General features: G+C 65.1%; 22 protein-coding genes. 16 read left to right on the top strand and 6 right to left on the bottom strand.

What is annotated here, in order from left to right; genetic code table 11:
- The first annotated feature begins 177 nt into the window (after window positions 1-177).
- The gene (locus ACR2MZ_RS11955; protein ID WP_434005264.1) at window positions 178-432 is read left to right on the top strand and encodes a recombinase family protein; all 255 of its coding nucleotides are present in this window, start codon (window positions 178-180) and stop codon (window positions 430-432) included.
- Between the two features lie 343 nt (window positions 433-775).
- On the opposite strand, the gene ACR2MZ_RS11950 is transcribed toward ACR2MZ_RS11955, so the two are convergent.
- The 3 genes from ACR2MZ_RS11950 to ACR2MZ_RS11940 all read right to left on the bottom strand — a co-directional run bounded on the left by ACR2MZ_RS11950 (window position 776) and on the right by ACR2MZ_RS11940 (window position 4,126).
- Window positions 776-1,804 (bottom strand): RHS repeat-associated core domain-containing protein, encoded by a 1,029-nt coding sequence (locus ACR2MZ_RS11950; protein WP_434005257.1) that lies wholly within the window; start codon window positions 1,802-1,804, stop codon window positions 776-778.
- Between the two features lie 42 nt (window positions 1,805-1,846).
- Window positions 1,847-2,182, bottom strand: coding sequence for a hypothetical protein (locus ACR2MZ_RS11945; protein WP_434005256.1), 336 nt, complete (start codon window positions 2,180-2,182; stop codon window positions 1,847-1,849).
- Window positions 2,183-2,758: 576 nt separating this feature from the next.
- The gene (locus ACR2MZ_RS11940; protein WP_434005255.1) at window positions 2,759-4,126 is read right to left on the bottom strand and encodes a TrpB-like pyridoxal phosphate-dependent enzyme; all 1,368 of its coding nucleotides are present in this window, start codon (window positions 4,124-4,126) and stop codon (window positions 2,759-2,761) included.
- A 607-nt stretch (window positions 4,127-4,733) separates the two neighbouring features.
- Between ACR2MZ_RS11940 and ACR2MZ_RS11935 the strand changes: the two genes are divergently transcribed.
- The 14 genes from ACR2MZ_RS11935 (at window position 4,734) to ACR2MZ_RS11870 (ending at window position 16,210) form a co-directional block, all read left to right on the top strand.
- The gene (locus ACR2MZ_RS11935) at window positions 4,734-5,105 is read left to right on the top strand and encodes a hypothetical protein (protein WP_434005254.1); all 372 of its coding nucleotides are present in this window, start codon (window positions 4,734-4,736) and stop codon (window positions 5,103-5,105) included.
- 17 nt (window positions 5,106-5,122) lie between these two features.
- Entirely contained in the window at window positions 5,123-5,443 is a 321-nt protein-coding gene (locus ACR2MZ_RS11930; RefSeq protein ID WP_434005253.1) for an ArsR/SmtB family transcription factor, read from the top strand.
- Window positions 5,440-5,919, top strand: a complete 480-nt coding sequence (locus tag ACR2MZ_RS11925) for an SRPBCC family protein (protein WP_434005252.1) — start codon at window positions 5,440-5,442, stop codon at window positions 5,917-5,919. The genes ACR2MZ_RS11930 and ACR2MZ_RS11925 overlap by 4 nt, the downstream gene beginning before the upstream one ends.
- Window positions 5,920-5,965: 46 nt before the next feature.
- Window positions 5,966-6,418: an SRPBCC family protein gene (locus tag ACR2MZ_RS11920; protein ID WP_434005251.1), complete on the top strand. Its 453-nt coding sequence runs from the start codon at window positions 5,966-5,968 to the stop codon at window positions 6,416-6,418.
- Between the two features lie 457 nt (window positions 6,419-6,875).
- Window positions 6,876-8,900, top strand: a complete 2,025-nt coding sequence (locus tag ACR2MZ_RS11915; protein ID WP_434005250.1) for an ABC transporter ATP-binding protein — start codon at window positions 6,876-6,878, stop codon at window positions 8,898-8,900.
- Window positions 8,897-9,307, top strand: a complete 411-nt coding sequence (locus ACR2MZ_RS11910; protein WP_434005263.1) for a globin domain-containing protein — start codon at window positions 8,897-8,899, stop codon at window positions 9,305-9,307. The genes ACR2MZ_RS11915 and ACR2MZ_RS11910 overlap by 4 nt, the downstream gene beginning before the upstream one ends.
- A 32-nt stretch (window positions 9,308-9,339) precedes the next feature.
- On the top strand, window positions 9,340-9,582 hold the full coding sequence (locus ACR2MZ_RS11905; RefSeq protein WP_434005249.1) for a 4Fe-4S dicluster domain-containing protein: 243 nt from the start codon (window positions 9,340-9,342) through the stop codon (window positions 9,580-9,582).
- 10 nt (window positions 9,583-9,592) lie between these two features.
- On the top strand, window positions 9,593-10,684 hold the full coding sequence (locus ACR2MZ_RS11900) for an isocitrate/isopropylmalate dehydrogenase family protein (protein ID WP_434005248.1): 1,092 nt from the start codon (window positions 9,593-9,595) through the stop codon (window positions 10,682-10,684).
- Window positions 10,685-10,866: 182 nt separating this feature from the next.
- Window positions 10,867-11,853, top strand: coding sequence for a D-alanyl-D-alanine carboxypeptidase family protein (locus ACR2MZ_RS11895; protein WP_434005247.1), 987 nt, complete (start codon window positions 10,867-10,869; stop codon window positions 11,851-11,853).
- Between the two features lie 63 nt (window positions 11,854-11,916).
- Complete coding sequence (eno, locus tag ACR2MZ_RS11890) at window positions 11,917-13,197, top strand: phosphopyruvate hydratase (RefSeq protein WP_434005246.1); 1,281 nt, start codon at window positions 11,917-11,919, stop codon at window positions 13,195-13,197.
- Between the two features lie 151 nt (window positions 13,198-13,348).
- The gene (locus ACR2MZ_RS11885) at window positions 13,349-14,545 is read left to right on the top strand and encodes a trans-sulfuration enzyme family protein (protein WP_434005245.1); all 1,197 of its coding nucleotides are present in this window, start codon (window positions 13,349-13,351) and stop codon (window positions 14,543-14,545) included.
- A 19-nt stretch (window positions 14,546-14,564) separates the two neighbouring features.
- Complete coding sequence (locus ACR2MZ_RS11880; RefSeq protein WP_434005244.1) at window positions 14,565-14,810, top strand: hypothetical protein; 246 nt, start codon at window positions 14,565-14,567, stop codon at window positions 14,808-14,810.
- A 75-nt stretch (window positions 14,811-14,885) separates the two neighbouring features.
- Complete coding sequence (locus tag ACR2MZ_RS11875; protein ID WP_434005243.1) at window positions 14,886-15,803, top strand: PLP-dependent cysteine synthase family protein; 918 nt, start codon at window positions 14,886-14,888, stop codon at window positions 15,801-15,803.
- A gap of 11 nt (window positions 15,804-15,814) precedes the next feature.
- A complete protein-coding gene (locus tag ACR2MZ_RS11870) occupies window positions 15,815-16,210 on the top strand; it encodes a M67 family metallopeptidase (RefSeq protein ID WP_434005242.1) in 396 nt (131 codons plus the stop codon).
- 178 nt (window positions 16,211-16,388) lie between these two features.
- On the opposite strand, the gene ACR2MZ_RS11865 is transcribed toward ACR2MZ_RS11870, so the two are convergent.
- From ACR2MZ_RS11865 to ACR2MZ_RS11855, 3 genes are all read right to left on the bottom strand, one after another.
- Complete coding sequence (locus tag ACR2MZ_RS11865; RefSeq protein ID WP_434005241.1) at window positions 16,389-18,281, bottom strand: glucosyl-3-phosphoglycerate synthase; 1,893 nt, start codon at window positions 18,279-18,281, stop codon at window positions 16,389-16,391.
- The gene (locus ACR2MZ_RS11860; RefSeq protein ID WP_434005240.1) at window positions 18,271-19,422 is read right to left on the bottom strand and encodes a glycosyltransferase family 4 protein; all 1,152 of its coding nucleotides are present in this window, start codon (window positions 19,420-19,422) and stop codon (window positions 18,271-18,273) included. Before ACR2MZ_RS11860 ends, ACR2MZ_RS11865 begins: the two co-directional genes overlap by 11 nt.
- A 62-nt stretch (window positions 19,423-19,484) precedes the next feature.
- Window positions 19,485-21,596 (bottom strand): amylo-alpha-1,6-glucosidase, encoded by a 2,112-nt coding sequence (locus ACR2MZ_RS11855; RefSeq protein ID WP_434005239.1) that lies wholly within the window; start codon window positions 21,594-21,596, stop codon window positions 19,485-19,487.
- 27 nt (window positions 21,597-21,623) lie between these two features.
- Between ACR2MZ_RS11855 and der the strand changes: the two genes are divergently transcribed.
- On the top strand, window positions 21,624-22,934 hold the full coding sequence (gene der / locus ACR2MZ_RS11850; protein WP_434005238.1) for a ribosome biogenesis GTPase Der: 1,311 nt from the start codon (window positions 21,624-21,626) through the stop codon (window positions 22,932-22,934).
- Window positions 22,935-22,941: the final 7 nt, after the last annotated feature.

Raw genomic sequence — 22,941 nt, 5'->3', positions numbered from 1 at the left:
GCAGGTTGATCTTGCCGTCGAGCTTGTCCAGGTAGATCCCCTCGAGTCGGGTGTCGAGCTTGCTGAGCTCGGCCTGGATGCGGCGGATCGACTGCTCGTGGAAGCGCTTTTCGTCCCGATGGCTCTGGCGCAGCGCAGTGGTGACCCAACTTAGAATCTGGGGCTCGAAGCGGCAAGATCCTGCGCAAGCGGATCTACACCGGCGACTTCGACTATGGCGGCCGGACCTACAAGGGCAAATACCAACCGCTTATCTCTCGCGAACTCTGGCAGCGGGTGCAGGAGGTCTTGGACAACCGCTTTGCCAAGAGGCCCAAGAAGCGCCGCCATGAGTTCGCCTTCTCTGGCCTGGTCAGCTGCGGTCGCTGGTCGGCGGCGCCAAGTAACCACGAATCCATCGTCGATATTGGCCAAGATCACAGCCAACGATAGCCCTCGCAAACGGCATCCTATCCCTAGTCATGGCGCCTCGATTGCAGCCATTGCGGCAGCATCCATTCAGGATGCCAAACAAGGGAGATGACGCCGGCACATATGATGACAAAACCAATTATGAGGAAGACTTGCCGAGCGACTCCGAATGAGATCTCCGAGAGGCCTATGGCCATGATCGCAAGCGACACAGGTATTGAGGCAGGCACCACCCCAGGCAGGCGACGGAAGAGTGGTTCGAATGCGAAGTGATGAGCCGAAGTCGGGCCACGATAAATGTAAGCCGCCGTGCCCAATAAGGCGAGCGCGAAGACTGCATGGAGGGCCACGCCTATTAAATTTGTCACGGGAACGTTTGGTCGGTGATGAATCCGTAAGTCACGCCGGCAAAGGCTCCCAGGGTAGCGCCCACGAAGAATCCCTCCATTGCCCCGCCAATACATGTAACACCCGCGCCAACTATGGCACCGATAATGCAGCCGACCACAATTCCCGCTGCCGCACCAATGATCGCGCCCGGCCAGAGCCAGGACATGCCTGCTCCCAATCTGTCGTAGTCGTAGGATGCCTGCGTGCCTAACGGGTCCAAATAATCGGTCGGATCGTCACCAGCATATGTGTACCGATTCATCGCTCCTGCGCTACCGATCGACCCGGCGATCGGATCCCGTTGCGTCCAGCGGCCCACGATGGGGTCGTAGTACCTGGTTCCGAACTTGATCAGCCCAGTGGAGTCTAGATAGCCGCCGGCAAATTGCCAAGGGTTGCTGACCGTCTCCGACTTGTAGACAGTCTTGCCATAGGGCCCGTAGCTGTAGCGGTTGGCCACGGTCGAGCCCGAGTCGTTGATCAGTGCCGCGGTCGAGCCTAGGCCGTCCTTCAGGTAGTAGTAGCGGTTGGCGCCGATGCGCTCGCCGATCAGGTTGCCCTGATTGTCGCGGACGTAGTAGGTCGAGCTGCCACCCGACTTGGCGACCTGGGCGCCCAGCGGGCTGGAGGCATAGCTGCTGCTGCCGGCCTGGGTCCGCTCGGTCTGGTCGACATCGGCATAGGCGAGCGAGGAGAGCGTGCTGCCGCTGTTAGTGATCGAGGTCGACTGATTCTGGTCGTTGTAGCTGATGCTCGCCCCGCTCGAGTTGCCGGTCAGGTTCCCGGCCCCATCGTAGGACCAGCTTGAAACTCCGGGTGCGGCGGTCAGCTGGTCGGCGGCGTTGTAGCTGTAGGAGCCGTTGGTGTCTGAGGTCCGGTTGCCGGCGGCATCATATGCGAAGTTGATATTGCCGATCTTGGTGTTGAGGGCCGAAGTCAGCCGGTTGAAGGCATCGTAGACATAGGTGCTGGTGCCGCTGAAGACGGCGTCGGACTCGGTCACTGTCTTGCGCAGCGCGGTGTCCTTGGTGCCGACGTTGTAGGTCTAGCTGAAGCTGGTCAGCACCGCCGAGCTGGAGCTCTTGCCGACTACCGAGGTCTCGTTGCCGGCGTTGTCGTAGCCGATGTTCAGCGTGGCGCCGCCGGGGAAGGTGCTCTTGGTGCGCTGGCCGTTGTTGTTGTACTGGAAGCTGGAGCAGGGGTTGCTCCCGCAGGCGCTGCCACTGATGCTGCCGCCCGGCTCGGCGAGTGCGGTCAGGCTGTTGCCGGCGTCATAGCCGCGGATTGAGAGATCCTGGCCATGGATGACCAGGTTGCCGTTGGCGAGGTTGACCTGGAGGTCAGAGCGGTCGCTGAGCTTGTGGCTCTCGAAAGCAGCCAAACCGGACGATAGAGGGCTAGCGTTGACACAGTTGCGGCTCTCCTTCCTCCGCAGGCGTGAACAAATTCGGACGGATGCTCACCGGGCTGGCGGGCTCCGATCAAGAGTCGTGGCGGCGCCATAAAATGCGATCGGGAGCGCGCCGTTAAGCGCCGCGAAGCCGAGACGGATCTTGAGCGACCCAGCTCGCGGCCAGTTAACCACGCAGGAAGCGAAGGTAGTACAGCACTCCGTATACGATAAAGTACCCCACCAGTGCAGTCGCCGCTGTCACAGCAGCAACACGTGGCAGGAAGCCGGCTACGCTACCGGCGATTAAGCAAGCACACCCCACGACAACAACAGCGGCCAAGACGAGGGCGAGACGCGCGGGACTCATATGTTGGCCGACCATGATCAGCACACCTCAGTGGATTGACCGATTAGGGCCCCATAGCGGGCGCGCCGATGCCAGCCGCCGGCGGGTGGTCGCCTTGCTGGCATCGTTCTGCCGATGACGTGCCTCTTTTCGAGGCGGTAAAGGGTTACCATGCCCAGGCCGATGACCCCTTTTCTCGCCATTCCGCCAATGCGGCTTCAGACCCCGGCTGGGATTCTCGGCAGCTCCTCAATGGCGGCGTCGATCCGCGACTGCGACAGCTCCACGTCCTCCAGCTTGCCGGCGAAGTAGGCGTCGTAGGCCGACATGTCGAAATGGCCATGGCCGGAGAAGCCGAAGAGTATCGTCCGCGGCTCACCCGCCTCCCGCGCGGCAGCGGCCTCTTGCGCCACCGCCCGCAGCGCGTGCGCGGCCTCAGGCGCCGGCAGGAAGCCCTCGGAGCGCGCGAAACGCACGGCCTCGGCGAAGCATTCGTTCTGCTTGTAGGCGCGGCCCTCGACGATGCCCTGATCGACCAGCGTGCACAGGGAGGGCGCGTCGCCGTGGTAGCGGAGGCCGCCGGAGTGGATGCGATCGGGCACGAAGCTGTGGCCGAGGGTGAACATCTTGACGACCGGGCCCAGGCCCACCGCGTCTCCGAAGTCGTAGGCGTAGGCGCCCCGCGTCAGGGTGGGGCAGGCGGCGGGCTCGGCGGCGATGAAACGCGTCTTCGACCGCTCGCCCTTGAGGCGGTCACCGATGAACGGGTAGGTCAGGCCTGCGAAGTTGGACCCGCCGCCGACGCACGCGATGACCACGTCGGGGTACTCCCCCGCCATCTCCATCTGCTTCTTGGCCTCCAGGCCGATGACCGTCTGGTGGAGCAGGACGTGATTGACCACCGAACCCAGCGAGTACTTGGCATCGTCATGGGTGGCGGCGTCCTCGACCGCCTCGGAGATCGCGATGCCTAGGCTGCCAGGGGAGTCCGGATCCTGCTCGAGGATGCCGCGCCCGGCATTGGTGAGGTCCGTGGGCGACGCATGCACCGTTGCACCCCAGGCCTCCATCATGGCTCGTCGGTAGGGTTTCTGCTCGTACGAGACCTTGACCATGTAAACGGTCACCTCGAGGTTGAAGAGCGCACCCGCAAAGGCCAGCGCCGAGCCCCACTGCCCGGCGCCCGTCTCGGTGGTCAGGCGCTTCACGCCCTCCTGCGCGTTGTAGTAGGCCTGCGGAACGGCGGTGTTTGGCTTGTGGGAGCCGGCCGGCGAGACGCCCTCGTACTTGAAGTAGATCCGAGCGGGCGTGTCCAGCGCCTTCTCCAGGCGTTCGGCGCGGTAGACGGGGCTCGGGCGCCAGATCCGGTAGACGTCACGGACCTGGTCGGGGATCTCGATCCAGGGCTCGGCCGAAACCTCCTGGGCGACGATCGCCTGCGGGAAGATCGGCGCCAGGTCGGCGGGGCCCATCGGCTGCAGTGTCCCCGGGTGCAGATACGGTGCGGGGGGGCCCGGAAGGTCGGGCAGGATGTTGTACCAGCGCTCCGGGATGTCGCTCTCGGCTAGCAGGATCTTCTTGACCATGGCTCCGCCTCCTGACTATCGGTTGGACAACAGCTGAAGACTAGCGGTCTGGCGGGGTGGATCGGAATCGAACCCACTAAGGCGACTACTTCCTTTGGGCAGATTTCTATCAGCGGCGTGCCGTTCTCTGCGAAGTCAGGGTCGGCCATCACTTGCCCGAGTGCCAAGTCAATCATCCGCGACCTTCGCTATCGCAACCCCGGTGAATACGACACTACGCCCACCTCGAAGAGGGCCGAGTGACCAGTTTCCAGTACCCATCCCACTGGGAGCGAGGGCAGGACCGCCGGCGGTGTGGCTCCTCAGTTCGGTCTCCTGCCACCGTCGAGCCCGCGACCTTTCTCCGGCCGCCGCCTGCATTTCAACGCTGCCCACATCTCAGTCTTGCCCCAGGTGCGTGACCGCCCGAACGCGCTTGGCCCCCGACCAATTACTAACCTGGGAGCTTCCCGCTCCTGATCAAGGACGGACTATGACCTGTCGGCTGCTCGGCGGAAGGCCCAAGCCCCTGCAGCGTCGATCTCAAGTCGCCGCTGGCGATCCCAGACGAGTTCGAAGAGTGTCAACGATGCCCCGCCACTGTCATGTCTCAGGACATCGTTGACACTTGTCGCAAGACATTGTGCACAGGCCAGCGGCCTTCGAGTGGCTGATAGTTCCGATTCGGGTCGAGGGTGAGTCGACGAAGCAGGGCGCCATCGGTCGTTACGACCCGGACCTCGGGGCCGGCGACCAGGAGGAGGACTTTACGGTTGCGGTGGGCGGCGCCGACCGCAATGTGGCGCAGCTTGCCGAGGTAGCGCAGAGTGACCTTGCCCTTGGCATCGATGCGATCCTGACGGACCCTGTAGTGAGTGGGTGCTTCGGGCTGAGGGGGCCTGGCCTTGAGGCGTGCGTTGAAGGCGACCAGCGGGGTCCGCCTGCCCAGCGCCCCGGTGAGGTGGGTGGTGGTCGCAAGGTTGACACGGAAATCGTGTAAGTCTATACTTACGGTGCGTGCAGACTTACGAAGGTTCCGGCTGGACCGCTCTTGGCGATCACACGCGACGAGCAATCTTCGAACGGCTCGCCGATCGCCCCTGCGCCGTGGCGGAGCTCGCGAGTCGGCTCCCGGTCAGCCGACCTGCCGTCTCGCAGCACCTCAAGGTCCTCAAGGACGCCGGGCTGGTCGTCGACCAATCCGCTGGCAACCGCCGCATCTACCGGATCAACCCCGACGGTCTGGCCGAGCTCCGCGCCGACCTCGACCGGTACTGGCGCAGCGCCCTTGGAGCCTACAAAGCCGCCGTGGAACAACCCCAAAAGGAGAGCTCATGACCACACCAGCAGAAGCCACGTCCATCCGCCATGAGGTCGTCGTCGAGGTGCCGATCGAGCGCGCGTTCTCGGTGTTCACCGAGCGCTTCGGCACCTTCAAGCCGCGCGAGCACAACCTACTCAGCGTCGAGATTGCCGAGACGGTCTTCGAACCGCGCAAGGGCGGGCATGTCTATGACCGTGGTACGGACGGCAGCGAATGCCGCTGGGCGCGCGTCCTCGCCTATGAGCCTCCGGATCGGGTCGTCCTCAGCTGGGACATCGACCCCAACTGGCAAATCGAAACCGACCTTGACAAAACCAGCGAGGTTGAGGTGCGATTCATCGCCGAGGCGCCAGACCGCACGCGCGTCGAGCTGGAGCATCGCAACCTCGATCGACACGGCGCGGGCTGGCAGGCAGTGCGCGGAGGAGTCGACTCCGAGGGCGGCTGGCCGCTCTATCTGCGGCGATTTGCGGACATCCTGGGCGCGTGAGTCCCGTCAAAGGACACCGACCAACGACAACCCTGGGACAAAGGTGATGGCACCGATCGTGTCGAGCATCGATATCGCCCGTCCGCAGGACGAAGTATTCGCCTACGTGACCGACCCCGCCAGGTTCGCCGAATGGCAGACGGGCGTGGTCGGGGGAAGCATGGAAGCCGACAAGACCCCGAGTGTGGGCTCAAAGTGTCTAACGACGCGTCGCATCGGCGGTGCCGAGCGGGAAGTGACGTCGGAGATTACGACGCTCGACCCGTCAACGAGGTGGGCCATTCATGGCATCGACGGACCGATCAGGGCGACAGTCAACGTCACCGTCCGGCCCCACAACGGGACCGCACAGTCGCGCGTCATGATCGAGGTCGACTTCGAGGGACACGGCATCGGCAAGCTACTCGTGCCCCTCGTCATCCGCAGGCAAGCCCGTAAGGAGATGCCATCGAATTGCCTCAGACTCAAGCAACGTCTCGAAGCGAGACCCGGCCGCTGACTACCTAAGAGCCACAGCTGGTCATCTCAGTCGCCCCGTGGGTGTATCGGTGACCGGGGTGCAGCCAGCCACGCTGGCCGCAAGCCGGGCTATCGTCAACACGTGTCTAGGGGCCTCTCCGTCCCGCCGATCCATGCTTGCCACTGAGGGAACCCGCCATGGTCCGGCGCCCGGTTGGCGCGTACCATCGCCCGAGGAACACCTTCGCAGGCGTGGGCAAGGACGAGAGATTCCGCGGTCTTCTGCGTCAGGACGACCATCGACAATTTCGCCGCCCCCATGCGCAGGACGTCACCTACACCGCTGGTGTAGCGGCGGCTGACGCATCCGAGGACCGGCGGCGGCTGATCCTCGTGCCCGCCGCACGTCCCACGCCGGTGGACCTGCCATCGCCGGCCTGCTGGTCTTGCGAAGCGACGGGGAATTGGCGAGAGGGCTAAAGGGGTAGGAAGACGGCGTGGACCCTCACTGGTGGATTAGGAGGCGGCAGGGCGGAAAGACCCCGCAGAGCGGGATCACCGGTCCGGCCGACATCCCCGAGCCCGAGCCCGAGAACCAGCCTCAGGACCTTCGCAGCCGCCTGCAGAGCGCCCGCGGGGCGGCAGCCGGCACCCTGGCGTCGCTGCCGCGCGTCCTGCGGCTCGTCTGGCAGGCAAGCCCCGCGCTGACCATCGGGCTCGCCATCGCCACTGTGTTCAGCGGCTTCATCCCTCTGGCCACCGCTTACACGGCAAGGCTGCTCATCAACGCCGTGGTGGAGGGCATCAAGGTGCGGGCTCTGCACGCACCCGACCAGGCGAGCCTGAGCCTGGGTTTGATCCAGCTGCCTGTCACCACCACGCTCATGGTCATCGTTGAACTCGCCGTCCTGCAGTTCCTCATCTATGCAGTGAGCTCGGTCCTCAGCACCCTTCGCAACATCACCCAGCAGCTGCTGCAGGAGAAGGTTTCGCTGACGATCCAGTCGATGGTCATGGACCACGCCGGCCAGCTGGACCTGCAGTTCTTCGAGGATTCCGCCTCCTATGACCTGCTCCGGCAGGCGCAGCAGGAGGCCGCGATGCGGCCGGTGGTGATGATCTCGACAGCGTTCGGACTCATTCAGACCGCCATCACCTTCACAACGATGGTCGTGGCACTGGTGAAACTGAGCCCGCTCCTGGCTCTCGTCGCCCTCATCTCCCCGATCCCGCAATTCATCTCCGATACCCGCTACGGCTGGCGGGGGTACAACGTCGCCCGGTGGGCCTCGCCGATCCGGCGGCGAATGGTCTACCTGACCAGCCTGGTAACGACCGACACCTTCGCCAAGGAAGTGAAGCTGTTCGGTCTGAGCGGCTACTTCCTGCAGCGCTTTCGGCTCCTGGCCAACAGCTACTACGCCAGACAGCGCAGGCTGGTGACCACCCGCTACCTGGTGGGCAGTCTCTGGGGCCTGATCTCCATCCTGGCCGGCTCGGCCACCTATCTCTACGTCGCCGTCCAGGCGATCGCGGGACGTCTGACTCTGGGCGACCTGACGTTTTTCACTCAGGCGGCCTCGTCGGTCCAGACCTCCATCCAGGGTCTGATGAGCGGCTTCTCCTCGATGTATGAGAACAACCTCTACCTGAACAACCTCTACAAGCTGCTAGAAACGCCGACTAGCATCCAGCGACCCTCTGAGCCCCGGCAGCTGCCGCGTCCCGTAAGAGGCGAGATCGTGTTCGAGCACGTCTCCTTCGCCTACCCCGGCTCCGGCGCCCAGGCCCTGACCGACCTGAGCTTCCGAATAGCGCCGGGCGAGACAGTGGCCGTCGTCGGTCGCAACGGCGCCGGCAAGTCCACCCTGATCAAGCTGCTCTGCCGCCTCTACGATCCCAGCGGGGGCAGGATCCTGCTGGACGGCATCGACATCCGCGAGCTCGACCCTGACGAGCTCCGACAGACCATCGGCGCCATGTTCCAGGACTACGTGACCTATCAGGCGACAGCCGGTGAGAACATTGGCCTCGGCGACCTCCCGGGCCTCGAGGACAGGCTGAAGATCCAGGAGTCCGCCCGGAAGGCGGGCGCCGCCAAGCTGCTGGAGGAGCTGCCTGACGGTTACGACACGCCTCTCGGCAAGTGGTTCGACGATGGCGCCAACCTCTCCGGCGGGGAATGGCAGAAGGTCGCGCTGGGCCGCGCCTTCATGCGCGAGGTGCCCATCCTGGTCCTGGACGAGCCCACGTCAGCCCTCGACGCCCAGGCTGAGTACGAGCTCTTCGCGCGTCTTCGCCGCCTCAGCGAAGGCCGGAGCGCGCTCTACATCTCCCACCGCTTCTCAACCGTGCGCCAGGCGGATCGCATCCTCTTCTTGGAGCACGGCCGGCTGGTCGAGGAGGGCCCCCACACGGAGCTGATGAGGCTCAACGGCCGCTACGCCAAACTGTTCAACATGCAGGCTTCGGCCTACACCGACGACGTGCCGGCGTTGGATCCCGAGGAGGCGCTGTCCTGAGGGGGGCTGCGGCGACTGTCTACGAACAGGCTGGCGGCGAGCGCACCTTCACCCTGATCGTCGAAAGGTTCTACTCAGCCGTCGCCAAGGACCCGGTCCTGCGCCCACTCTATGGCTCCGACGAGGAGGAGCTCTGGCGCGCGGCCGAGCACCTGCGCCTGTTCCTGATCCAGTACTGGGGCGGTCCTACCTGGTACAGCGATCAACGCGGCCATCCTCGGCTCCGCATGCGCCACGCACCATTTCCGATCGGTCACGCCGAGCGCGAGGCCTGGCTCCGGCACATGACGGCGGCGGTTGAGTCCGTCGACCTCCAGCCCCAGATCCGGGAGGCATTCCTGGACTACTTCGAGAGCGCCGCCCTGGCCATGATGAACCGGGCCGACCCCTCCGCCGCACGCTCCTGACGGGCCCGCTCAATCTCTAGAATGGCGGCGTAGTGGCCTACATCATCACCCAACCCTGCATCTCGATCAAGGACGCCTCCTGCGTCGAGGTCTGTCCTGTCGATTGCATCCACACCGACGACGACTCGGACATGTACTTCATCGACCCTGATGAGTGCATCGACTGCGGCGCTTGCGTCGACCCCTGCCCTGTCGATGCGATCTTTCCCGAGGACGAGGTGCCGTCAGAGTGGGTTTCCTTCATCAAGATCAACGCCGACTACTTCAACAAGTAGGGGAGCTCCATTGGCGCGCCATTCGGTAACTCTCATCCCTGGCGACGGCGTCGGGCCCGAGATCTGCGAGGCCAGCACCCGAGTTCTGGAGGCGACAGGGGTCCAGTTTGACTGGGACGTTCAGCAGGCTGGTGAGAACGTCATGGCAGAGCACGGCACACCGCTGCCCAAGCACGTGCTCGATTCCATCCGGCGCACAGGCGTCGCTCTCAAAGGTCCCATCACCACTCCTGTTGGAACCGGGTTTCGGAGTGTCAACGTAGCCCTGCGACAGGAACTGGAGCTCTACGCCTGCGTCAGACCCATCAAGGCCTATGAGGGCGCCCGCAACCTGCGCGACGACCTGGACTTCGTAATCATTCGGGAAAATTCCGAGGACATCTATGCGGGTATCGAGTTCGAACGGGGGACGCCCGACTGTGACCGGCTGCTGAGTGAGATCTCGCAGCTGAGCGGCAAGCGAATCCAGCCCGACAGCGGGCTCTCCATCAAGCCCATCTCCGTTTCCGGGAGCGAACGAATAGTTCAGTACGCGTTCGATTACGCGCGGCAGTACCACCGTCGGAAGGTGACGCTGGTCCACAAGGCCAACATCATGAAGCACACCGACGGCCTTTTTCTGGCTGTCGGCCGTGAGGTCGCGCAGCGGAATCCGGACCTCGAGTTCGAAGATCGCATAGTCGACAACATGTGCATGCAGTTGGTGCTGCGTCCGACTGAATATGACGTGCTCTGCTGCCCCAATCTGTACGGGGACATCATCTCGGATTTGGGCGCCGGGATGATAGGTGGTCTGGGGCTGGCGCCCGGCGCCAACATCGGCGTCAATGGCGCCGTCTTCGAGGCGACGCACGGCAGTGCGCCCAAGTACACCGGACAGAACAAGGTCAACCCGATGGCTGTCATGCTCTCCGGCGTCCTGCTCCTGCGCCATCTGCAGGAGGTGGAGGCCGGCGACGCACTGGAATCGGCCATCGCGGGCGTGATAGCAGAAGGGCGATCCTTGACCTACGATCTGAAGCCCGATCGCAACGATCCGACAGCTGTCGGCACCAGCCAGGTGGCGGACGCCATCATCGAGAGGCTGGACGCGGCGGCCTGAGCGCCGCTGTCAGAAGGCGGCTCAGGCGGCTCGGGCCGCGCGCGACTCGTCCGCTTGGCGGGCTCGACTACAATCCAGCCACCACGTCAGCGCCTGAACCCTTCTCGACCCCCAGCCCAGGCAGTCGTCACAACCGGGGGAGGCGTCGCTTCCGCCGTGATCTGACGCTGCTCAGCGTTCTGGTGCTGGCAGTTGTTGTGGCCACCAGCTTCATGCTCGTGCGCGAGTTTCGAGCCAGCCCGACTCTGACCGGGCGCCCAGTGGCCGGCGCCCTACCTCTCCTCGGTGCCAGCCCGGCCGTCCCCAACTCGCCGCTGGCGCATCCAAGCGTGGTGCCGAACGCGCCGGCGGACCTCGATCTCTCCAGCAACTGGGCAGATCAGCATCCTGACGTGAAGATCGACTTCCACGGTCTAGCCGGGATTCTGGTGGACGTTGACGCGCGCGAGATCCTCTGGCTTCGCGACGCCCAGACCCAGCGTGCGCCTGCCAGCCTGGCCAAGCTTGTCACCGGCATGGTCGCCTACGAGCGGGCCGGGTCGCTGGACAAGACGGTGACCGTCACTCCGCAAACCGACATGGACGCGGAGAAGGCGATCGAGCCGGAAGCCACGTTGATGGGCATCAAGGCAGGCCAGGTGCTGACAGTGCGCGAGCTGCTCACAGGCCTTTTCGTCGTCTCTGGCAACGACGCTGCCGATACGCTGGCCTCGGGGCTCGGACCGCGTGACGACTTCATCGCCGCGATGAACGCCAAGGCGGCCAAGCTCGGCATGAAGAACAGCCACTTCACGACTCCTGTGGGCCTGGATGCACCAGGCATGCGAAGCAGCGCCTACGATCTGGCGCTGGCGGCCATGGCGATCGAAAACCACTACCAGGAGCTGGTCCAGATGGCCAGCATTCCGGAGATGCACCTGGCGGCGAATGCAGGCCATCCCGCCTTTGACGCCAACAACTGGCTGCATCGCTTTCTCACCACCTACCCGGGAGCCAACGGGATCAAGACCGGCAACACAGATGAAGCAGGCCCCTGCATAGCGGCCACGGCGGCCAGGGGCAACCGTCATCTGCTGGCGGTGGTCATGCACTCGAACGTGATGGTCGACGACGCCGAGCGGCTGCTGGACTACGGGTTCTCAGTGCAGCCGAGCCAGCGATCTCCCTGAACAGCCACCAGCCGGCGATTCCGCCGGCTACGCGTAGTGCCAGGACACTAAACTTCTGGCCGTATGGTGCCCATTGAAGGACTGAGCGCGCTCGAGATCCTCGACTCCCGCGGCAATCCAACCATCAGCGTCACCGTGCACACACAGTTTGGCGACGGCACGGCCGGCGTGCCGTCGGGCGCCTCCACCGGGGCGCACGAGGCAGTTGAGCTTCGCGACGCGGACCCCGAGCGCTTCAGCGGAAAGGGGGTTCTGACCGCCATAGCCAACGTCGAAGGGGAGATCGCGACGGCGATCGAAGGCCTCGACGTGATGCAGCAGTCCGCGCTCGACCGGCGCCTGTTGGAGCTGGACGGCAGTCCCAACAAAGGCCGGTTGGGAGCCAACGCCATCCTGGGCGTCTCCCTCGCCGCAGCTCACGCCGCGGCTCAGGTCGCCGAGCTGCCGCTCTATCGGTACCTGGGCGGCACCCAGGCGTGCCTGCTGCCGCTGCCACTTGCCAATGTGCTCAACGGCGGCGCTCACGCGGACAACAACGTGGACTTCCAGGAGTTCATGATCTGCCCCGTCGGCGCTTCCACCTTCGCTGAGGCGCTGCGGGCGGTGGCGGAGGTGTACCACTCACTGAAGAAAGTGCTCGGAGCGCGTCACCTCACCACGGCTGTCGGAGATGAAGGTGGCTTTGCCCCCCAGCTGGAATCAAATGAGGAGGCGCTCAAGATTCTGGTCCGCGCGATCGGCGAAGCCGGCTATGAGCCGGGCGCAGACGTCGCCATCGCCATCGATGCTGCGGCCACCGAGCTGTACGAGGAAGGCGCCTACCGGCTGCGAGGCGAGAACCGTCAGCTGGGTGCCAAGGAGCTGGCGGCCCTCTACGAGGGATGGCTGGAGCGCTATCCGATAGTGTCCCTCGAAGACGGTATGGCCGAGGATGACTGGGCAGGTTGGGAGCTTCTCAGCCAGCGCCTCGGCGGCCGGGTCCAGCTCGTCGGTGACGATCTCTTCGTCACCAATCCCGAGCGCCTGGCGCGCGGCATCGAAGCGGGCGTGGCAAACTCGATCCTGGTCAAGGTCAATCAGATCGGCACCCTCAGCGAGACGCTGGGCGCTATCGAGATGGCCAGATCGGCCGGCTACAGTGCTGTCATCTCGCACCGCTCTGGCGAGACCGAGGACACGACCATCGCGGACCTTGCAGTGGCCACCGGGGTGGGCATGATCAAGACGGGCGCTCCAGCGCGCTCCGAAAGGGTCGCCAAATACAACCGGCTTCTCCAGATCGAGGCGGAGTTGGGAGCATCGGCTCGCTATGCGGGCCGGAGCCGCCTTCGCACAGTCGGCTGAGCGTCTGCGCGGAGGGGAAGGCCGGCCTGCCCCTCCAGACTCCCATCCCGGCGAGCTGCGACAGCTGGCTCTGCCAGGCGCAGCCGCACACTGATCTGCGTCGCCCGAAGCCGAAGCTGCACGCATCCGCGAACGCAATGCGCCCGACGGCATGAAGGCGACCGATCGGAACGATGAAGGCCACCTGCGGCCGGAGACCCGCGTGGTTCACGCGGGCTGGCGCCCGGCGGCAGGCGAGTCGCTGGCGCCGCCACTGGTCCAGGCCTCGGCCCAGGTCTTCGACAGCCTTGACGACTACGACGATGTGGCCGCTGGGCGCCGGCCGGGTCATCTCTACGGCCGGAACTCCAACGAAAACGTGGCCAGCCTCGAGGCGGCCGTCGCGGACTTGGAGGGCGCGACTGCGGCAGTGGCTACTGCGTCGGGGATGGCCGCAATCCTCTGCACTGTGCTGGCGCTTGCCTCAAGGCCGCGTCCACTCGTCGTCGATCGCGACGCCTACGGCGTCAGTCTGGCGCTTCTTCGCTCCGACCTGGAGCCGCTGGGCTATGAGATCCGAGAGGTCGACCTCGCCGACGAAGATGCGCTGAAGGCAGCGCTGCCTGGCGCGGCTGTTGTCATCTGCGAGACAGTCACCAACCCGCTGGCTCGCGTGAACGATGTGCAACGCATCTCCGCGCTGGCGAGCACAGAGGGGAGCGCGGTGGTGGTGGACAACACCTATGCCACACCGCTGCTCTGCCGCCCGCTTGCCTGGGGGGCGACAGCCGTAGTCCACAGCGTGACCAAATACCTGGCGGGCCATTCGGACCTCATCGCGGGCGTCGTCTGCGCTGAGCAGCAGCTGATCGAGGCCGTGCGCCAACGCGTCATCCGCACAGGCGGCTCGCTAGGGCCCTTCGAGGCCTGGCTGGCGCTGCGCGGCCTGCGCACACTGGCCCTGCGGGTGCCTCGACAGAGCGCCAATGCCTTGCGTTTGGCCGAGGGGCTCGCGAAGCTGCCCCAAGTGGAGCGAGTCTGGCACCCTTCACTCTCAACCCCGCCTGGCCAGGCGCTCAGCGCGCGACTGCTGCCCGATGGCACTGGCGGCATGTTCGCCTTCGACCTGGCCGGTGGAAGGCCTGCCGTGCAGGCGATGCTGGATCGCCTCAGGCTGGTGCGTTTCGCAGCCAGCTTCGGTGGCGTCGAGACCACCATCTCCTATCCGGCGCTGGCCTCCCACCGTTCCCTTTCGCTCGCGGAACAGATGAGCCGCGGCATCGGGCCGGGCACTGTTCGCGTTTCGGCAGGCATCGAGGCTGCCGAAGACCTGCTGAGCGATTTCCGGCAGGCGTTGGGCAGCGGCTGAACCTGTCACCGGCGCTCCTGTGAACGTCTACACGGTCGTCCAGATGCTGGAGGTGTTGCTGTTCAGCCTCGTGCTGATCACTGGCCTGGTTCTGCACAGCCCCAGCCTGGTGCTGCTGGGAGCCGGCCTCCTGGCCGGCAAAGCCCTGCTCAACATCCTTGCCGTTGAAGGAGGCACTGTGCTGCGCCGGTCAGTCGTCGGCTACGCCGCCGGCGGTCTGCTCGCCCTGGCCGGGGAACTGGTCATCCGGCTCGTCCGGGTTTAGGCCCGAGCCACGCTGAGACCGCAGGCCGAAGGAACAGAGCGGGATTCCGCCGGGTTTCGACATCTGAAACAATTCATGCCAGTCAGGGCTCCCGACAAGCACACGTTGACCGAATTGGTGGGTGACACCCCGCTGCTCCAACTGCGGCTGTTCCAAGAACACCGACCGGGAGTCGAGGTATACGGGAAGGCGGAATGGTTCAATCCCGCCGGTTCGGTCAAGGACCGGGCCGCTCTGGCCATGCTAGAAGCCGGCGAGAGCAGCGGCGAGCTCACGCCCGATAAAACAGTCATCGATTCCACGTCCGGCAACACCGGCATCGCCTATGCGCTCTACGGGGCTGCCAAGGGCTACCGGGTCCTGCTGGTCATGCCGGCCAACGCCAGCGAGGAGCGGAAGCTGCTGGTTCAGGCCTACGGCGCCCAGATCGTCTTCTCCGACAGCATGGAGGGTTCGGATGGGGCAATCCGCCTCTGTCGGGAGCTGATTGCAGCTCATCCCGACCGCTACTTCTACCCCGACCAGTACAACAATCCGGCCAACGCCCTGGCGCACTACAACGGAACGGCGCTCGAGATCCTGGCCCAGACGGAGTCTCGCGTAACGCATTTCGTGGCCGGTCTGGGCACCACTGGCACATTCACCGGCACCGCCCGGCGGCTGAAGGAACACAACGCCAAGATCGTCACAGTGGCAGTCCAGCCCGAGGATGCGTTTCACGGCCTCGAAGGGTTGAAGCACCTGCCCAGCTCCATAGTGCCCGCCATCTGGGATGCGAGCGTCGCGGATCATGTCTGGGGCGCCCCCACGGAACGCTCCTACGAGCTGGCGCGCCGGCTGGCGCGCAACGAGGGCATCCTGGTCGGCCACTCCTGCGGGGCGGCGCTCTGGGCCGTCGAGCGGTTGCTCGAGCAGCTGGAGACCGGCGTCGTCGTGACAGTCCTCCCCGACTCGGGCGACCGTTACCTCTCGACCGGCCTCTACCGCCTGTGAAAATCGACCGGATGGCGCTGGACGAGATCCGGCGCCACGCTGAAGCGGGCTATCCGAACGAGATCTGCGGGCTGCTGGTCGCCGCCAAGGGCGACTCGGTCGTCGCTGAGACGCGGCCCATCCGGAACACTGTTGTCGACAGGGCCCGCGATCGCTACGAGCTTGACCCGATCGAGTACATCCGGGCTCAGAAGGAATGCGACGAGCGCGGTCTGGACGTGCTGGGCTACTACCACAGCCATCCTGATCACCCGGCACAGGCATCCAGCACTGATGCTGAGCGCTCCTGGGCCGGCGCCTCCTACCTCATTGTCAGTTGCGTGCAGGGGCGCTGTGTGGACCAGAACTCTTTCCGCGCCGAGCGTGACGGCGGCCCGCTGCGCCAAGAGGAGCTGGTAGTCGCCTAGCAGGTTCCGCCGCCGACGACGCCAACAGAGTAGGGGTTGTGTCGTCAACCCAGGTCTTTCGTCACATTCGCGCCCCACGCTCAGCGGTGTATCGCGGAGTTCTCGATCACCTCAGGAGAGGAGGGCCGCCTCCGCACGGCAGTGCATCCGGCAGTGGTCACTCTCTAGGAAGTTTGCCCTACCAAGCCGCCAGGGCAGGCCGCGGCTCAGCTCCTGCCACCGACTCGAGCAGTCGACGGCTGTGCTCATATTCGGGAATCGAAGCCATCGGCGGTCGCTCGTGATCGGCAATCTCCACCACCTCTAGGAAGAAGGGACCGTTGGCGTAGTGGATCAGCTTCATTGAGCGGTTCACCTCTTCGACCAGGTGCATGCGGTGCCGATCACCCAGCCGCTTCAGCGCCACCTGCATGATCGCAAAGGCCATTTTGGAAAGGTTCAAGAGCTCCTGGTTGCGATGGATGCGCACGCCCAGATCCGTCTGCGCGATGGTGTTCAGGCCGAAGTTCTCCAGCAGGTCGATCAGGTGGCCGACCTCTACTCCATAGCCTGTGAAGAAGGGCAGCCGCTCCAGGACCTCGCGCCTGCCGGCGTACTCGCCCGACAGCGGTTGGACCAGGCCTGAGAGCTCGGGATAGAAGAGGTTCAGCAGAGGCCTGGCCGCCAGCTCGGTGACTCGGCCGCCACCGGCGGTGCGCAGCTCCCCCCCGAACTGGAGGGGTCGGCGGTAGAAGCCCTTGACGTAGCCGATCCGGGGATCGGTCAGCAGCGGCCCCACTGTGCCATAGACGAACTGGGGGTGAATGTTCGAGATGTCCGTGTCGCACCACGCGACGATGTCGCCCCTCACCTGGTGGAGACTCTTCCACAAAGCCTCCCCCTTGCCCCGAAAGGCACCCAGCTCGGAGAGAATCTGGGGATGCGGATAAACCGGCACGCCCAGGGAACGGACGATGTCTATGGTGCCGTCGTCGGACCCTGAATCGACCACCACTATCTCGTCCAGCAGCGGGTGGCGCTGCATCAGCGATGTCTTCATCACTGTGACCACCTCACGGATCGTGCCGGCTTCATTCAGCGTGGGCAGGGCCAGGCTGATCGTGAGCCCCTGCCGGCGCTTCAACTCCACCAGCCGCCCCACATCTCGAAACTCACGCGAGTGGAAGGTGTTCTCCGCGAACCAGCGATCGACGACAGCTGAGATGTCCTGGGGGCGGCGAAGCGTGAGCGGGGTGGGGGCCTCGCTGTCGCTGATCGCCGGCAGCGCTTGGGGGCTCTTGGCCAGGATCACATAGCCGTGCAGCGCGTCGACCGCCCGCGCCAGGCGAGACCCCACCACCACATGGGTCCGGCTGACCTCGGCATAGGCGCCAAGGACGACAGCGCCGTACTTCTGGCCTTCGGCGATGATGGCCTCGCTGGGGCTCCGGGAATCGACTTCGACCACCTGGCAGTCGTGACCCGACTCGCTGACCAGTTGGCGAAACTGGTCCGACTCGCGCTCCCGGCGATCAGGCGAGTGCCTGCCGTCACGCACGTGCAGCACGGTCAGTGACTGCTGCCAGGCTGTAGCTATGGCGGCGGCCACACGAAGCGCGAGCTGGGCGCTGGGACCACCCCTGACCGGCACCAGCACCCCAAGTGCGGCAGCGCGGTCCGGCTGGGCCGCCCTCACGAGCACCAGATCGCTGGGTGGGCTCTCCAACAGATCTTCGATGCTGGCCCTCATTGTCACGTCGGCGTCCGGCCAGTCCATGACTATGAGGTCGGTCGAGTTCTCGTAGGCTGCCTCGCGAACGCCCTGAGCGACAGTGTTGGCCACTCTGACCTGCGCCCCCAGACTGCGGTGGCGCCGGCCCTGCAGCGCGCTGATCCGGCGCAGCAGCGCTCGGTAGCGCCGTGCCACCGTCACGTTCTCAGCCACCGGCCTACCGAAGGGATGGGCGACCACGCCAAGCATCTGGCCGCTTCCGTTCTCCCCTCTGAGCACCGCCTCAGCAATCCCCAGCAGCTCTCCGGCTGAGCTTTCCCGAATGATGGGAATCAGCAGGCGCGGCCGCCTATCCGCCAAGCACCTGCTCCATGACCTGCTCGGTGGCTCGCAACACCCTGGGCCAGGCGAAGGTGCGCAGGACGTTCCGGCGCAGGTCGGCGGCAGGGCTGCTCAACGCTTGAGCCAACGTCTCGGCGACGACCTCAGCTGAGGCGAAAGGGGGGAAGGTGAAGTTGCCGGCTCCCGGTTCCCGCAGCACAGGCAGGTCAGCGCAGACCAGCGGTGCGCGGACCAGAGCCGCTTCCAAGACCGGTAGGCCAAAACCCTCTGACTCACTCGGCAGCAGGATCATGTCAGCCAGCCGGTAGAGCTCGAAGACGTCCTGCTGGCTGATGGGATGCGGCGCCTCAAGCGGGGTCTGCTCATGCAGGAAGGAAACTACAGCCTCTAGCCCGAGCTGCGAGCGAAGCCTCTCCAGTTCCCGCCAATAGGCAAGGTTGTCGCCGGAGTGCGGGCCCAGTGGTCCAGTCACCACCAGCCGGAGGGCGGGCTCACGCCGGCGAAGGATAGCCGCTGCCGCCAAGGCCAGCTCCAGGCGTTTGCGGCGAGTGATGCGAACCGGGACCAGGATCAGGGGATCCGCGTCGTTGAAGCCGGCCGCGGCCGCCAACTGCAGCACGTGGCTGCCGAGCGAGAAGACCTGGGCCGGATCGATGCCGTTGGGCACGATGGGCACCTGATCAACCGGGAGGCCGAGCACCGAGCAGATCTCCCCCCGGCGGACCTCGGAGATGGCCACGTAGGTGGTCCGCTCCTGAGGAAGCCGCAGCAGCGAGGTCGGCCAGCTCCGGCGCTGGTAAGCCGCATGGCGAGGATCCACCCAGGCTAGATCGTGCGTCCAGGCCACCTTGGGCAGTCCCAAATCAGCCAGGGCCGCGGCGGCGGGCAGGTTGAACGGCATGGTCATCACGTTGTGGACCAGCACCAGCTCGCGATCTGAGAGCCTGTCCGAGAGAACGGTCCGCAGTCGGCTCTGGAGCTGACCGAACTTTTCGCCGGCGTCATCGCCGGCGGCCAGGGCCCGGGTCACCAATTCCACCTCCGGGTGGCGTGAGTCCAGCTCCGGGATCAGTTCGGCGTCGCCGCGCCCGGCCAGCACTCTCACATCGTGCCCCGCGCCTCGGAGGAGATCGGCCTGAGCGGCCAGGATGGCTTCCACGCCGCCGGTGACGGGCGGTGCCGTGTAATGCAGCAGCGCTATCCGGCGGGACGTCCGGCGGGTCAGGCGGGTAGCCCCAGCCGCAGGCCCACCGGCTGCCGATCCACCTGGACCCGGACCTGCCCGTCAGACTGGCGAACTGTGAAGTCCAGTTCCCCGTCCGCTACGCGCATGCCCTCCACGCGCAGCAGTTTGTAGAGCGACGAGGGCAGGGGGTCGATCTTGAGCTGCGCGGTCAGTGCACTCACCTGCACGCCGGCCAGAGTCTGCAGGAAATGGAACAGGGCTCCGGCCCCCCAAGCTTGCGGGCTGCAGCTGACCAGGTACTCGCCGGGCCCTGTGCCGAAGCGACCGTCTCGCGCAAAGCCACAGAAGAGTTCCGGCACTCGCTTGTCGGAGAACCGCATGCACGCATCCATCATTGAGTGCGCAACCAGCTCAGTCGCATCACGGCGGCCGTAGCGACTCATGCCCGCGGCGATGATCGAGTTGTCGTGCGGCCAGATGGAGCCGTTGTGGTAGCTCATGGGGTTGTAGCTGGGCTCTTGAGCCGAGAGGGTGCGGACGCCCCAGCCGCTGAAGAGGTCGGGCGCGAGCAGCCGATCGACCACCTGGTTCGCGCGCTCCGCTGTCGCAATCCGCGACCAGAGGCAGTGGCCGGGGTTGCTGGTGATCGACCGGACCTGCCGCTTCTCACCGTCCAGCGCCTGAGCGTAGAAGCTCTCATCAGGCATCCAGAAAGCTTCGTTGAAGCGCCTGAACAGCTCCTCCGCCTGCGCTTGCAGCTTGTCCGCCTCCTGACGGCGGCCCAGATGGCGCAGGATTCGAGCCAACCCCGCCTTGGCGTGGTAAACGTAGCCCTGGACTTCAACCAGCGCCGCCGGCAGGGACGCCAGCCGGTCGCCGTCCATGAGCGAATTCGTGGAGTCCTTCCAGCCCTGGTTCCGGACTCCCGCGCTGCCGTGCTGGGAGTACTCGACGAAACCGTCCCCGTCGTGGTCCCCATAGCTGTCGATCCACTCCAACGCTGCAGTCACGTTGGCACGCAGCTCGTCAAAGAGGTCGGTGTCGCCTGTCCAGTCGACGAGCTCGACAAGCAGGACCAGGAAGAGCGGGGTGGCGTCGACAGTCCCGTAGTAGGGCGTGTGGGGGACCTGCTTCAGGTTGGCCAGCTCCCCGAACCGCATCTCGTGCAGGATCTTTCCGGGCTCCTCCTCGCGGAAGTGGTTGACCTCGGTGCCCTGCCGCCGAGCCAGATAGCGCAGGCTGCCACGGGCCAAATCTGGGTTGAAAGCAAGGGTCTGAAAGGAGGTGATCAGCGCGTCGCGCCCGAAGGGGACTGCGTACCAGGGCAGCCCCGCGGTGGGGAAGAGGCCTGTCGAGCGATCGTCGCAGAGGACGCGGAGGTCCTCCCGGTTCCGCCAGATCAGCTCTGAATCGAGCACCTCGTTGTCGGTGCCGTAATGAGTGCAGGTCGCATTCCAGCCGGCATACGTGTGTTCGAGCGACTCTAGCGCCCCGTCGAAGTGGAAGCCGTCAGGCTCGGCCTCAACGCCCAGCCGGGGCAGGATGTCCACAAGCAGAACGAAGCGCTCCTGAGCTGCCAGTTCGAGCTGAAAGGTGGCAGCCTCACCGATCTGACTGGGCATGGGGTCAAAACAGATCTCCGTGCGGCGCTGGACCTGATCCAGTCCCAGATACGAATAACGCATGCCCTCAGCCGTGCGAGCGACAGGCTCACGCCGGCCCATCTCCAGGGGGCGGTGGTAGCCGCGGACTTCGAAGATGTCGAGGAAGTCGGCAGCGAAGTTGAGCTGCAGCTCCACCTGGACGGGATGCGTGTTCCAGTTCTGCAGACCAATTCTCTCGTGCATCCCGTTGTGGACGAAACGCGTGCGCCTGATGCTGAGCGTCTGCTTCGGGATGTAGCCAGCTTGATCCGGTTCGCCGAGCGCCGGATTGACCAGTTGGAACGTGGCGACGTAGGCCCTGTCCACGCTGCTGGAGAGCAGGATCGGCCGGACGTCGTTGATTCGCAGCTCGTAGCTGGAGAGGAACCGGGTGTCGGACCTGTAGAGACCCATGCCGTCCTCGTTGTCGGCGGGGATGTCACCGTCCAGCTCGGAGGCGGCGAAGAGGTCGTTCTGCTTCAGGATGATCCGGTCTTCGAGCAAGGCCACGAATTGTAAGAATGCTTTGGCATGGCGCGTCCACTGATAGCTCTTGTCGGCCGCCCCAACACAGGCAAGTCCACTCTCTTCAACCGCCTCGTCGGCTGGCGAAAGGCGATAGTGGACAGCGTTCCGGGACTGACCCGCGACAGGCTCTACGGCGTCACGGAGTGGCGAGGCCGAGAGCTCTCAGTGGTTGACACCGCCGGCTTGGGACTGGATCAGAACGACGCGCAGGGGCAGACCCGGGTAGCCATCGAGGAGGCTCAGGTACTCGTCTTCTTGCTCGACGTGCGGCAGGGATTGACGGCGATCGACAGGGATCTGGCCGAGCTGCTGCGCAGGTCCGGTCGGCCGGTGCTCGTCGCCGCCAACAAGGCGGATGATCCTCGCCGCGAATACCTCCGCAACGAGGTCCTGGAGCTCGGCTTTCCGGAACCTGTGATGCTCTCCGGTCAGCACGGCATAGGCGTTGACGACCTGCTGGACAGGGTGCTGGACCTGCTGCCGCCCTTCCAGGCCGAGCCGGAGGGGGAAGAGGCGGCTGCTCGCCTGGCCATCATGGGCAGGCCGAACGTCGGCAAGTCGTCGCTCTTGAACCATCTGCTGGGTGATGAGCGCTCGCTGGTCTCGGAACAGCCCGGCACCACGCGGGACCCGGTAGACACCGAGATCCGCTTCGACGGCTTACCGGTGGTGCTCGTCGACACCGCTGGCATCCGGCGGCGGGCGGCGGCCCGCGATCGGCTCGAGCACTTCAGCCTGCTGCGGGGCATCAAGGCCATGGAGCGCGCGGATGCTGTGCTGCTGGTGCTGGATGCAACCACCGGCGTGTTGAGCCAGGATCAGCACGTGGCGAGCTACGCGCTGGAGGCGGGCAAGGGCCTGATTCTCGTCGTCAACAAGATCGACCTGCTGGAGAAAGGGGAGCGGAACCAGGCGGTTTGGCAAAAACAGATGCTGCACGAGTTCAAGTTCGTCTCCCATGCTCCAGTGATCACCCTATCGGCCAAGACCGGCCAGGGTGTGGGCAAGCTGCTGCCGACTGCGCTGGAGGTGGTTGGCCAGCGCCGCATCAGGATCCCTACCAACGAGTTGAACCGGCTCCTGCGGGAGGCATTCGCAGAACGGCCGCCGCCGTCCTACCGCGGTCGCCGCCTGAGCCTCAAGTATGCGACGCAGGCGAACTCGGAGACCCCGACGGTGGTGCTTTTCGTGAATGACTCAGGGCTTGTCCACTTCTCCTATCGGCGCTACCTGGAGAACCGGCTGCGCCAGCGCTACAGCTTCGCTGGAAATCCTGTTCGCCTTGTCTTTCGGGCAGGGTCAGGTCGCGATTGAAGTCAGC

This window comes from Candidatus Dormiibacter sp., from assembly GCF_050999135.1.
Taxonomy (GTDB): Bacteria; Chloroflexota; Dormibacteria; order Dormibacterales; family Dormibacteraceae; genus Dormiibacter; species Dormiibacter spiritus.
This window is presented reverse-complemented; position numbering and strand designations above follow the sequence as displayed.